Source organism: Leucobacter viscericola, assembly GCF_011299575.1.
GTDB classification, from domain to species: domain Bacteria; phylum Actinomycetota; class Actinomycetes; order Actinomycetales; family Microbacteriaceae; genus Leucobacter; species Leucobacter viscericola.
In genome coordinates, this window is the sequence record NZ_CP049863.1 from 3,005,641 (window position 1) to 3,017,771 (window position 12,131).

14 protein-coding genes are annotated in these 12,131 nt (G+C 62.3%); 11 read left to right on the plus strand and 3 right to left on the minus strand.

The window, feature by feature from the left end; translation table 11 throughout:
- Positions 1-3 precede the first annotated feature (3 nt).
- The gene (locus G7068_RS12970; protein WP_166292350.1) at positions 4-447 is read right to left on the minus strand and encodes a helix-turn-helix transcriptional regulator; all 444 of its coding nucleotides are present in this window, start codon (positions 445-447) and stop codon (positions 4-6) included.
- Positions 448-484: 37 nt separating this feature from the next.
- On the opposite strand from G7068_RS12970, the gene rbfA reads away from it, so the two are divergent.
- Positions 485-931 carry a 30S ribosome-binding factor RbfA gene (rbfA, locus tag G7068_RS12975; RefSeq protein ID WP_166292351.1) on the plus strand — a complete coding sequence of 149 codons (447 nt, stop codon included), beginning with the start codon at positions 485-487 and terminating at the stop codon, positions 929-931.
- Positions 928-1,317, plus strand: a complete 390-nt coding sequence (locus G7068_RS12980; RefSeq protein WP_166292352.1) for a hypothetical protein — start codon at positions 928-930, stop codon at positions 1,315-1,317. Before rbfA ends, G7068_RS12980 begins: the two co-directional genes overlap by 4 nt.
- On the opposite strand, the gene G7068_RS12985 is transcribed toward G7068_RS12980, so the two are convergent.
- Positions 1,318-2,241: an HhH-GPD family protein gene (locus G7068_RS12985; RefSeq protein WP_166292353.1), complete on the minus strand. Its 924-nt coding sequence runs from the start codon at positions 2,239-2,241 to the stop codon at positions 1,318-1,320. It lies immediately after the preceding gene.
- 39 nt (positions 2,242-2,280) lie between these two features.
- Here G7068_RS12985 and truB point away from each other — a divergent pair, with 39 nt between their 5' ends.
- The 6 genes from truB to G7068_RS13015 all read left to right on the plus strand — a co-directional run bounded on the left by truB (position 2,281) and on the right by G7068_RS13015 (position 8,496).
- The gene (gene truB / locus G7068_RS12990; protein ID WP_244304500.1) at positions 2,281-3,249 is read left to right on the plus strand and encodes a tRNA pseudouridine(55) synthase TruB; all 969 of its coding nucleotides are present in this window, start codon (positions 2,281-2,283) and stop codon (positions 3,247-3,249) included.
- Entirely contained in the window at positions 3,246-3,602 is a 357-nt protein-coding gene (locus G7068_RS12995) for a hypothetical protein (RefSeq protein WP_166292354.1), read from the plus strand. The genes truB and G7068_RS12995 overlap by 4 nt, the downstream gene beginning before the upstream one ends.
- Before the next feature lie 84 nt (positions 3,603-3,686).
- On the plus strand, positions 3,687-4,154 hold the full coding sequence (locus G7068_RS13000; RefSeq protein WP_166293174.1) for a hypothetical protein: 468 nt from the start codon (positions 3,687-3,689) through the stop codon (positions 4,152-4,154).
- Entirely contained in the window at positions 4,141-5,091 is a 951-nt protein-coding gene (locus G7068_RS13005) for a bifunctional riboflavin kinase/FAD synthetase (protein ID WP_166292355.1), read from the plus strand. The genes G7068_RS13000 and G7068_RS13005 overlap by 14 nt, the downstream gene beginning before the upstream one ends.
- A 181-nt stretch (positions 5,092-5,272) precedes the next feature.
- A complete protein-coding gene (locus G7068_RS13010; RefSeq protein WP_166292356.1) occupies positions 5,273-7,426 on the plus strand; it encodes a DEAD/DEAH box helicase in 2,154 nt (717 codons plus the stop codon).
- Positions 7,427-7,458: 32 nt separating this feature from the next.
- Positions 7,459-8,496 (plus strand): 6-phosphofructokinase, encoded by a 1,038-nt coding sequence (locus G7068_RS13015; protein WP_166292357.1) that lies wholly within the window; start codon positions 7,459-7,461, stop codon positions 8,494-8,496.
- Here the strand turns inward: G7068_RS13015 and G7068_RS13020 are convergent.
- Complete coding sequence (locus G7068_RS13020) at positions 8,493-8,768, minus strand: glutaredoxin domain-containing protein (RefSeq protein WP_166292358.1); 276 nt, start codon at positions 8,766-8,768, stop codon at positions 8,493-8,495. The two genes, G7068_RS13015 and G7068_RS13020, sit on opposite strands and share 4 nt — an antisense overlap.
- A 248-nt stretch (positions 8,769-9,016) precedes the next feature.
- On the opposite strand from G7068_RS13020, the gene G7068_RS13025 reads away from it, so the two are divergent.
- From G7068_RS13025 to G7068_RS13035, 3 genes are read left to right on the plus strand one after another with little or no spacing between them, the layout of a single operon-like run.
- Positions 9,017-10,348, plus strand: a complete 1,332-nt coding sequence (locus G7068_RS13025) for an inorganic phosphate transporter (RefSeq protein WP_166293175.1) — start codon at positions 9,017-9,019, stop codon at positions 10,346-10,348.
- Positions 10,345-10,632: a hypothetical protein gene (locus G7068_RS13030; RefSeq protein ID WP_244304501.1), complete on the plus strand. Its 288-nt coding sequence runs from the start codon at positions 10,345-10,347 to the stop codon at positions 10,630-10,632. The genes G7068_RS13025 and G7068_RS13030 overlap by 4 nt, the downstream gene beginning before the upstream one ends.
- Before the next feature lie 58 nt (positions 10,633-10,690).
- Positions 10,691-12,094: an aldehyde dehydrogenase family protein gene (locus tag G7068_RS13035; RefSeq protein ID WP_166292359.1), complete on the plus strand. Its 1,404-nt coding sequence runs from the start codon at positions 10,691-10,693 to the stop codon at positions 12,092-12,094.
- Positions 12,095-12,131: the final 37 nt, after the last annotated feature.

Consider the following 12,131-nt stretch of genomic DNA (forward strand, 5'->3'; position numbering starts at 1 on the left):
AACTTACTCGTCGTGCCCAGAAGAAACTTCTCGATTCCTGACCGGTTTCAAAGCCCGAGAAACAACGCAGCTCGGCAGTTCGTCGATCCCGCTCGCTGCCGCCTGACGATAGGCGCGAGGAGACATGCCAACCAGTTCGCTGAATCGGGTGCTGAACGTGCCGAGGGATCCGTAGCCGACCGCGAAGCAGACCTCGGTAACGCTGAGGTTGCCCCTGCGCAACAGCGTCATGGCGCGTTCGATGCGACGAGTCATGAGGTAGCTGTAGGGGGACTCGCCGTACGCTGCCCGAAACTCCCTGCTGAGATGCCCCGCCGAGACGTGGGCCCCGCGGGCGAGCGCGTCAACGTCGAGGGGGCGCGCGTACTCCCGGTCGATGCGGTCGCGCACCTTACGAAGTAGCCGGAGCTCGCTGAGACGCTTCTCATTGGCAGTGTTGTCGGTCATCAGGGTTCATTCTCTCACCCGGCGGTAAGATTGCCGCATGAGTAATCCACGTGCAGGCAAGGTAGCTGAACGCATTCAGCAAATCATTGCGAGAAGACTGGAAAAGGGGCTGCGTGATCCGCGCCTTGGCTTCGTGACGATCACTGACGTGAGAGTGACCGGCGATATTCAGCACGCCAGCGTGTTCTATACGGTGTACGGAAACGAAGAGGAACAGGCCGACTCCGCTGCGGCGCTGAAGGCAGCAACCGGAATGCTTCGCAGCGAGGTTGGCAAGCAGCTCGGCACACGACTTACGCCAACTCTGGAGTTCATCCACGATGAGTTGCCGGAGAGCGCGCAGCACCTGAACGACTTGCTTGCCGAGGCGAAGCAGCGGGACGAAGCAGCGCAGGCGCTTGCGGCGAACGCGCAGTATGCCGGTGAGAAAGATCCTTACGGAAAACTGGCCGACGTAGAGTCCGAGGAAGAAGAAGAGAAATGAAGAACCTCCGTACAACAGCCGTTACTTCTGCTGTAGGTGCAGCCCTCTTGCTGGGGCTCACCCTGACCGGATGTGCTGCCGGTAGTAACCCAGACGTGCCCAAGGGCGTGCCGACCGCCGTCGCCACGGTGCAGGGCGAGGTGTCAAATAAGGCGTCCTCAAGCCCCACGAACTGGTCGTACTCGGTGGAGGTCGATAGCAAAAAGGCGCAAGACGAGGCCATCACGAAGCTGAAAGACAACGGCTTCAAAGTGACTGGCGACAACGAGCAAAACGGCACTCGCACCTACGCTCTCACCAACGACAAAGAGAAGGTCAACGTCACCGTTGTGCTCACCAAACAAGACAAGAAGTTTTTGGTGATCTACAACATCGCCAAGCTGTAATCAGGGGAGGCGGGCCCGGCCCTCGAGCTCCACGATCAGACCGTCCGCAAGCAGTGAGTCGTACGCGCGCTGCGGCTGGGTGGCATCGCGGGGTTGAGGATCCGGGCCTCGTGCCGCCCCCAGCGCGGTCTCGCGCGAGACCGGCTCAGCTGACCGGCGCAACAGCGCCATGATCCGCCCGCGTGCCTGGCGGTCGGAACCCTCAAACTTTGCCTGCTTCGGCCGCTTCTCCGGAGCATTGTCGGGGTAGCCCGCACCGCGCCACTCACACCACGCGGCTATGGGGCACGCGTCGCAGAGTGGCGCGCGAGCCGTGCACACGATGGCCCCGAGTTCCATGGCCGCAGCATTAAACACTGCCGCCTCTGTCGGGTCGGCAGGAAGCAGCGCGGCCATATCGTCGAGATCGCTGGGCTTGGGCATCCCAGCTGCCGCAATGCCGTGAACGGCGCGAGCCAGCACCCGCCGGGTATTGGTGTCGACCACCGGGTGATGCTCGCCGTAGGCAAAAGTTGCGATTGCGCGGGCGGTGTAGGGGCCAACTCCGGTGAGGGCCAGAAGTTGTTCAACGTCCCTGGGAACAACGTCGCCGTGCTCGGTGGCGATCTCGACGGCCGCGCGATGCAGCCACAGGGCGCGCCGCGGATATCCGAGGCGGTCCCAGGCGCGCACCGCCTCACCGGGCTCCTCTGCGGCGAGAGCTGAGGGGGTCGGCCAGCGTTCCAACCAGGTTGTCCAGCGCGGAATCACACGATCCACTTGGGTCTGCTGCAGCATGAACTCAGAGACGAGCACAGCCCAGGCTGAAGTTCCCTCGGCACGCCAGGGCAGATCCCGAGCTGCGTGAGCAAACCAATCGTTGAGCGCCTTGGCGATCTCGAAACGATCCGGCGTTGACGCGGCGGGAGCAGGAACGGACGGCATCAGCCCAGTCTAGATCGGGCGCGCGGTTAGGATGGGACGGTGACGAAAGCCCCGAAGAACGCGCCGACAACCGTGCCCCCGCAGGGCGGGATCCTGCTGATTGATAAAGAAGAGGGTTGGACAAGCCACGACGTTGTTGCCAGGTCGCGGCGGGCTCTCGGCATCCGAAAGGTCGGCCACGCGGGCACACTGGATCCCATGGCCACGGGCTTGCTGGTACTGGGCGCAGGCCCCGCGACGCGGCTGCTGACGCACCTCGTGGGTCTCGACAAGACGTACACAACGACTATCCGGCTAGGTACCGCGACCGTCACTGACGACCGCGAAGGAGACCGGATCAGCGCCGCCGAGCATAGTGCTGTTGAAGCGCTCGCCGCCGATCCCGCACGAATCTCCGCGGCCGTTGCCGAGCTGACAGGGCCGATCGAGCAGGCGCCGAGCGCGGTGAGCGCGATCAAGGTTGACGGCAAACGGGCGTACGACCGTGTTCGCGCGGGCGAGGCCGTTGAACTCAAAAAGCGTCCGGTCACCATCCACTCTTTCGAAATCGGCGAGCCGCGTCTAGCAGAGGAAGACGACGGCACACGAGTGATCGATATCGAAGCGACGGTGCGGTGCTCCACCGGAACGTACATTCGCGCGCTGGCGCGAGACCTCGGCGAGAAGCTCGGGGTTGGCGGGCACCTGGTTGCGCTGCGGCGTTCCGCAGTAGGACCGTTTGACGTTGCCGACGCGGCGAGCATGGAGGCGCTCGTCGGGGAAAGCGCGCTCACCCTGCTGTCGCCCACCGCGGTTGCCGAGCGGCTCTTTCCTTTGCTTCCGCTGACCGAGCAGCAGGCCGTCGACATTGGGCACGGCAAGCGCATCGAAGTGGGCTCCGCAAACGATGCGGCGCTCGTTGCCGCCGTAGCGCCCGGAGACAGGCTCATTGGCCTCCTCGAAGTAAAAAACGGCCGCACTCGAGTCGTCACTAATTTTCCAACTCCCGACGGGCAGGCAGCGGCATGATTCTCTGGTTTGGCATTGTCATCATCGCGGTGGCCCTACTCTCTGCGATTGTGTGTGCCGTTGCGGCCGTTCGCAAGATCGCGCCGAACGACTACACGCTGGGTGCGACGGTGCTTGTTGCGCTGCTGCTGGTCGCCCAGCTCATCATTGCGATCGTGGCGCCCCTCACCGGGAACAACGCGGTTGGAGATCCGCTCGAGTTTTGGCTGTACCTCATAGTTGTATTCGTACTGCCGCTGGGAGCCGGATTCTGGGCCCTCATGGATCGCACCCGCTGGGCGAATCTGGTGCTCGCAGTGGTGCATCTCTCGATCGCCGTGATGGTGTACCGAATGATGGTGATCTGGGGTTAGCTGGCTCAGGATCGGGCGCGCACGAGCTGATCCCGGTCGCGCGGTAAGCTGGAGGGCGTGTCTAACGACGAATCTCGAGGTGCGATGTCATCCTCCGCCCCTCAGCAAGCTGCTCAGCGGGCTGACCGCCTGAGCGGCCTTGGGCGTGTGCTCATCACCGTTTATGTGGTGCTTGCGCTCGCCGCGACGTTCCGCTCGCTCTATCAGATCATCGCAAAATTTGATGAGGCTCCGCTCGCCTACTCGCTGTCGGCAGTCTCTGGGCTCGTTTACATCGTCGCGACGATCGCGCTCATCAAGCGACGTGGGGTGTGGCGCGGGATCGCGTGGGGTGCGCTCATCTTCGAGCTCTGTGGCGTTGTGATCGTTGGCACGCTGAGCCTCGTGGTTCCCCAGTTTTTTGCGCACCCGTCGGTATGGTCACAATTTGGCAGCGGCTACGTGTTTATTCCGCTGGTGCTGCCAGTGCTTGGCCTGATCTGGTTGAAGCGTGACGGTGACGCTGCGCGAGCTGCGGCCGAAACATCGGGGGAGCACGATGCGAGTATTTGAGTCGCTAGCGGCGATCCCCGAGGCTGATTTTGCTGCGGGGAGCGCGGTTGCCATCGGCAAGTTTGATGGTGTGCACCTCGGGCACCAGGCAATCCTTGCCAGGTTGATCGAGGCAGCACGAGGAGACAACTCACACTCGGTGGTGTTCACGTTTGCAAACAACCCGCTGAGCTACCTGCGACCAGAGGTCTGCCCGCTACCGCTCATGAGCCGAGAGCAGCGCATTGAAGCGCTGTCTGACGCCGGTGTTGAGAACTGCGTGATGGTTGAGTTCGATGAGGCCTTCTCGCAGATTCCGGCCGAGGAGTTTGTCGAGAAAATTCTGGTGGGTCAGCTGCGTGCTCGGCACATCATCATGGGATCAGATTTCAGGTTTGGGCACGGTGGTGTCGGAGACGCTCATTTGCTGCGCAGTCTGAGCACCCGGCTCGGCTTCACCGTTGAGGTTGTCGCCGCGGTGGTCGATCCCCAGGCCGGGTGTGTATCTTCCACTCGCGTGCGAGAGGCAATCTTGGCCGGTGACGCGGAGGCAGCGTCGAGCATGATCGGTCGCCCCGTCACGGTGCGCGGTGAGGTCGTGCACGGCGACGCGCGCGGTAGGGACCTTGGTTTTCCCACTGCCAACCTGGGCGGGCGGATCGAGGGCCTCGTGCCGTCTGATGGTGTGTACGCAGGTTTTGTGCGGATCGACGGCGCGCAACTCCCCGCTGCGATTTCGGTCGGCAACAATCCCACGTTTACGCCGGATGGGCAGTCGAGGGTTGAGGCATTCATTCTCGATTTTGACGAGGATATTTACGGTAGCTCGATAGAGGTGCTCTTTACGCACCGCATCCGCTCGATGGAGCGTTTCGACTCGCTTGAGTCGCTCATCGAGCAGATGGACGCCGACGTGGTGCTCACGCGACGGCTGACGGGTGCAGACCGCGCCGAGTGAAGAATGCGAATTTGCTTTGAGTCAGGCATGCCTAACTTGATGGTGCTAGTATCGGCGTAAGGCCGTGTTTCACGAGCAACCCTGGGGTCCCATGCTGCGCATGATGTCAGACTTCAAACTAGTGAACTGCCTGCGTCTCGATATTCGATGCGAGTACGTTCCACGCTGATCAGGAGATCCATTGGCAAGCAACACTGCCACCCGCGAGAACACCACCTCGGGTAAAACACATTCGCGCACAAACGGGCGGCGCAAGCACTCGCACAACGAGGGCATCATCCCCCTGCTCGCGAGAGCGGTGCGTGAGGTCGAAGCTGCTACCCAGCGCGGCAAAGCGAACCCGGCTAACCGCACGAAGTTCCAGGTGATCGCGCTGCTCATGCGCGAGGAACGTGCGCGCGTGAAGACCACCGAGGGCGTCAGCGACGCGGAGCGCGCTGAGACACTGAAGCGGCTCGACGGAGTTGCCGCGATCCTCGCCAAGACCGCTGCCCGCGATACGAGCCTCATCACGCTGCTCGAGCCGGGCGCACCGGTCACTGACGCGACGCGCCAGCTGAAGCGGAAGATGCTCGTGCAGGCTGGCTTTGATCTGCCCGAGGAGCCAAAGGCTGCTTCTGAGCCCGCGCAGACCTACGTGCCGCCGGAGCTCGCTGAGCGCCAGGTCGAGCCGGTCGGTATCGACTCGCGTCACCTCGCAAACCCCTTCCTCGCTCCCGATCTGTCGGCCCAGCGTCGGCCAACGCCGGTCGTGCGCCTCGCCAACTGGGAACTGCTCGGGCCCCTGCTGAAGTCGTTTGAGCAGGGCGGTGGCGGCTCCGCCTGCATGCCCCTGCCCGAGCCACCTGTGCCGGATCGCCTCGCCCCTCCCGGCGCGGAACTGATGAAGCACCAGGCCCGTTTCCTCGCGAGTGTTCGCAACGGACACCGCAGCTTCTTACTCGCCGACGAGCCCGGCCTCGGCAAGACGGCCCAGTCGGTGCTCGCCGCGAGTGTCGCTGGCGCGTACCCGCTGCTCGTTGTTGTGCCGAACGTCGTCAAGATGAACTGGGCGCGTGAGGTCGAGCACTGGACACCTCACCGCAAGGTCACCGTTATCCACGGTGACGGGGCCGACATCGATCCGTTTGCGGACGTGTTTGTGGTGAACTACGAGATTTTGGATCGCCACCTGAGCTGGATCTCTCGTTTTGGATTTAAGGGCATGGTCGTTGACGAGGCCCACATGATCAAAAACGTGCAGTCGCAGCGTTCACGCAACGTGCTCGCGATCGCCGAGAGCATTCGTGAGCGTAGCCCCGGTGTTTCGCCGCTGCTGATCGCGCTCACGGGTACACCGCTGATCAACGACATTGATGATTTCCGCGCGATCTGGCGCTTCCTCGGCTGGACCGAGGCCGACAAGCCCGGGCCCGAGCTGATGGCTCGCCTGGAAAACAACGGCTGGACCCCCGCCGATCACGCCTTCTACCCCGACGCTCGCCAGAGTGTGATCGACATGGGTATCGTGCGTCGCCGCAAGATCGATGTGGCGGCAGATCTGCCCTCGAAGCGTGTGGTCGACCTGCCGGTCGAACTCGATGACGAACTGGGCCGGGGCATCCGCGAGGCCGAAGAGCAGCTTGCTCGTAAGCTCTATGACCGCTTTATTGCGATTAAGAAGGGCAAGCTGGGTCTCAAGCTGAGCGATGAAGCCATCGTCCGTATGGTGTGCATGCAAGAGCTCGAAGAATCGAACGCCTCTGCCGACGGTCTGAACGTGTTCACGATGGTGCGAAAGATTGGCCAGGCGAAAGCCGGACTGGCCGCTGACTACACCGCTCAACTGGTGCGCTCGGTCGGCAAGGTTGTCTTCTTTGCAAAGCACATCGACGTTATGGATCGCGCCGAGGCTCTCTTTGCCGAGCGCGGGCTCAAGACCGTTTCGGTTCGTGGTGACCAGACCGCGACGTTCCGCCAGGAGCAGATCGACGCGTTCAACAACGACCCAGAGATTTCTGTCGCGGTGTGTTCGTTGACCGCGGCGGGTGTGGGTGTGAACCTGCAGGCTGCCTCGAACGTCGTGCTTGCTGAGCTCAGCTGGACCGACGCCGAGCAGACCCAGGCAATCGACCGTGTGCACCGCATCGGCCAAGACGAGCCGGTCACGGCATGGCGCATTGTTGCGGCGCAGACCATCGACGCGAAGATCGCAGAACTCATCGACGGCAAGGCTGGCCTCGCTGCCCGCGCGCTCGACGGTGCCGAAGCGAAGTCTGAAGACGCCGATTCTGTGCAGCTTGAGTCGCTTATGCATGTGCTGCGGAGGGCTGTGCGCGAGCGCGAAGGCCGATAAGCTAGGCACTCCTGTAATCGTGAGGGGTGCGTATGAAACTCGGTGTGCTCTGTTCCGGCGGTGATAGCCCGGGCATGAACGCCGCCATTCGTGGCGCTGTTCTGCGCGGTGTCGATGTGCACGGCTTTGAGATGGTCGGGTTTATGGACGGCTGGCGTGGCTTCCACGAGGACGACTGGATCCAACTGGATCGCCTCGCCGTTCGTGGACTGTCGCCCCTTGGCGGTGTGATCCTCGGCACGAGCAGGGTGGCGCCATTTACTGGCCGCCGCGGCGACGAGATCGACCTCACCGAGTTTCGCGAGCGCTTCGCCTCCTACGGGCTTGACGGGTTGCTGCTGATCGGTGGCAACGGCACTCAGAACGTTGCGGGCATGTTGAGCGAAGCCGGCATCCCCGTGATTGGTTTGCCAAAAACCATCGACAACGATCTAGCGGGTACCGACTACACTTTCGGATTCGATACCGCGGTGTCTATCGCTGCTGAGGCGATCGACCGACTGCGCACCACGGGGGAGTCGCATCGCCGCTGCATGGTGCTCGAGGTGATGGGGCGCGACGCGGGCTGGATCGCACTACACGCGGGTATGGCCGGTGGCGCGCAGGTCATGCTGCTGCCGGAGTACCCGGAGACGCTTGAACAGGTCTGCGACTGGGTGACAAGCGTTCGGGATCGCGGACGCTCCTCACTCGTGGTTGTCGCGGAAGGATTCCGGCTTGTCGGTGTTGATCGGGCTGTCACTCGCGAGGGGCTCGACGGCTTTGGCAGGCCCAGGCTCGGTGGAATCGCCGAGGTGCTCGCTCCGCTCATCGAGGAGGTTGCAGGGGTTGAGACCCGCGCAACGGTGCTCGGTCACGTGCAGCGAGGCGGATCGCCCACGGCGTTTGACCGGGTTCTCGCCGCCCGAACGGGTACAGCTGCGGCTGACGCGGCCCTTAACGGAGAGTGGGGCGCGCTGGCGGCGCTGCGAGGAGACCGCATCGAAATGGTGCCCTTTGCAGAGATCACGGACCGTCTGAAAGAGGTTCCAGAGGAGCGCTACGCCGCCGCACGCCTCAACTTCGGTTAAGCAGCGAGGCGATCCTGCACGTCGCGCAGCGAGGGATTAGTGGCTGACGTGCCATCGGGAAATACCACCGTGGGAACGACTGCGTCGCCGCCGTTGAGGCTCTTCACGAGTTCTTCGGTGCCGTCAACAGATTCGATGTCGACCTCGGTGTACCCGACGCCGGTTTTGTCGAGCATGAGCTTGAGGCGCTTGCAGTAGCTGCACCACTCGGTTGAGAACATCGTGATCGTTCCCTCGGCGGGAATGAAGTCGTTGATCTGTGCGGTGCTCATTGAGGCCTCCTTTTAGGTCGTTGATCGGCTAGTTTACGCTGCAAAGCTGGCCTCAGCATGAGTGGTGACATAACAAGAAACAAGTAAACAAATTGTGAACACGCGCTGTCAGCTTGACCTCTCTGGGACTAGGTGAAACCATGAGTGTGACGCGTGCGTTGATCCAGATTCCGCTGAACGTTTGGGGGCTGTCTGGTGAAGTGTTTGCGCGTTTTTCAGGATCGCTGCCTCCGAACGAAAGATGCCGGGTGGAACTCACCATCGTCGTGCTGCTGGTCATTGTGCTGGCACTCTTTTTTGACTTCACTAATGGCTTTCACGACACCGCAAACGCGATGGCAACGCCCATCGCAACCGGTGCGCTGAAGCCAAAGACCGCGGTGTTACTCGCCGCAATTTTGAACCTGGTAGGTGCATTCCTCTCAACCGAGGTCGCAAAGACGATCTCAGGGGGCCTCATTAACGAGGGCTCCGGCGGAGTGCTTATCACTCCCGAGATGATTTTTGCGGGCCTTATCGGGGCCATTGTTTGGAACCTGGTGACCTGGCTTTACGGGTTGCCCTCAAGCTCTTCACACGCCCTCTTCGGTGGGTTGATCGGTGCCGCGATCGTTGGCGCGGGGTTCTCTGCGATCAACGGCGGGGTGTTCCTCTCGAAGATCATCATCCCTGCCCTTGCGGCACCGCTGACAGCCGGACTCGTTGCGTTTACCGCGACCAAGGTGGCCTATGCAATCACCAAGCGCAACGATGGCAAAAAAGACGGGCGAGGCCGCTTTAGGCACGCTCAGATCGCCTCATCGTCGCTGATTGCCCTCGCTCACGGCACCAATGACGCGCAGAAGACGATGGGTGTTATTACGCTCACGCTCGTCGCGGCCAATCTGCAGGACGCGAACACCGGCCCGCACCTCTGGGTCATCATCACCTGTGCACTCGCGATCGCTATCGGTACCTACACGGGTGGCTGGCGCATTATCCGCACGCTCGGCGCAGGCCTCACGCAGGTGAAGCCGGCACAGGGTTTTGCGGCCGAGACCAGTACCGCGGCCACGATCCTCGCTTCGACCCACCTCGGGTTTGCGCTGTCGACCACGCAGGTTGCTTCAGGATCGGTGATTGGCTCAGGGCTCGGGCGACGTGGTTCCAGCGTTCGCTGGCGCACTGTTGGCCGCATCGTTTCGGGGTGGCTCTTCACGCTTCCCGCGGCCGGCGCTGTTGGCGCTGTAGCGGCTCTCATCGCGCACCTGGGAATGGTCGGTGTGATCATTGACTCGATACTCGGGTTCGGGTTCATCCTGTTCATCTTCTGGCGCTCAAGCCGCAACAAGGTTGATGCGTCAAACGCCATCGCTGTGCCAGACGTTGCTGAATCTGGTTACGCCGTGCGGATCCGCAAGTCAAAGATTAAGCGAGTGAAAACAGAGACTGGCACCCTGCCTCCGCTCACCACTGTGGCGCAGACGGCGGCTCGAGAAGACGTTGCTGCGCGCGAAGCGGAGCGAGAGGCGGCGCTCGAAGAGAGTGCCGCGAAGTCCGACGCAGGCGCTGAGAGCGATACGAAGGGGGAGACCCGATGATGATTGACTGGGGCGCATTCCTCGTAGTTTTTGGCGCGGCGCTTTTTTCGGCTGTTTTTGTTGTTGCGCTCTACTCGCTAGGGATCCGGTTCCTCGCGACCCCTGCGCGCCCTGTTGAGGGCAGCCTCGAGTCCAACGGTCCCTCACGCGATGATGAGGACGACGACGTGGACGATCTTGGTCGTCCACGCTGGGCGACTGTCGCGGCCTACACCTGCTTCACCTTCTCGGTTATCGCTGTGCTCGTGGGAATCTACCTGATTGTGCCGGCGCTTCACCGTTAGTTTGCAGGCTTCTGAGTCAACACTTGGGAAGCGCGGCGGGTGCGAGTAGCCTTGGCGCATGAGTGCGACGATGACTACGCGGATTCCCGGGATTGTAAGCGGACTGCGACAGGGATTTCAGCAGGGGGTGACTCGCCCCGAGACCTGGCGCAGAGAACAGTTGCGCCGACTGCGGACGCTGCTGGTGGATCGCGGATCAGAGTTTGAGCGAGCGCTGTTTGAGGATCTCGGAAAGTCGGGCACCGAATCTCAACTCACGGAGATCGGGTTTCTTGTCTCCGAAATCGACCATGTGCTCGCTCACCTCTCGAAGTGGATGCGGCCGCGTCGGGTAGGGGTGCCGCTCGCGGCGCTCCCGGCGTCCGCGAAGATCGTTCCTGAGCCGCTCGGTGTCGCTCTCATCATCGCTCCGTGGAACTACCCGCTGATGCTCGCGCTCTCACCCATGATCGGTGCGCTTGCTGCCGGGAACGCGGTAGTGGTGAAACCGAGCGAGCTTGCCCCCGCGACATCTTCACTGATCGCTCGTACCGTTCCGGACGCCCTGGACCGGAGAGCGGTGGCCGTGGTTGAGGGCGGGGTTGAAGAAACGACCGCTCTGCTTGAGGTGCCCTTCGATCACATTTTCTACACCGGTAGCGGCCGGGTTGGCCGAGTCGTGGCGCGAGCCGCCGCAGAACACCTGACCCCGATTACGCTTGAACTCGGCGGCAAGTCACCCGTCTACGTTGACGAGACGGTTTCCCTCGCAGATGCTGCGCGTCGCATCGCCTGGGGCAAATACATGAACGCTGGGCAGACCTGCGTAGCCCCCGACTATGTGCTCGGTAAGGCCGAGGTGCTGCGTCAGTTGCGTCCCCTGCTGGCGGATGCGATCCACGAGCTCTACGGAAGCGCGAGTGACCGCAATCCCGACTATGGGCGCATCGTTAACGATGCGCAGTTTGAGCGATTGACCGGTTACCTCGCTGACGGTGAAGTGGTTGTTGGTGGTCGCCATGACGCGGCGACTCGATTTATCGAGCCCACCGTGCTAACAGGGGTCGACCGAGAATCCGCCGTCATGCGCGACGAAATCTTTGGCCCGATCCTGCCCCTGGTTGAAGTTCGGGATCTTGACGACGCTCTGAACTTCGTGACGAGTCGCGACAAACCACTCGCCGCCTATGTGTTCTCGGGCGACGGGGCAGTGCGTCGCCGCTGGGAGCGAGAAACCAGTTCGGGCGCGCTGAACTTCGACGTTCCCGTGCTGCATTTGGTGGCCCCTGAGCTGCCGTTTGGTGGTGTCGGCGCGAGTGGCATGGGTGCCTACCACGGCGAGCGTTCCTTCACCGTGTTCAGCCATGAGAAAGCGGTGCTCTCGAAGCCGCTCATGCCAGAGACACTCGCCGCGTCCATCATGCCGCCCTACACGCCCGCGAAAGACGGGCTCGTGAGGCGTTGGCTGGGCAAGCTGCTGTAGGGCTTCCTGAGTGCCTGTGCGTGAGTGAGCATGCGCT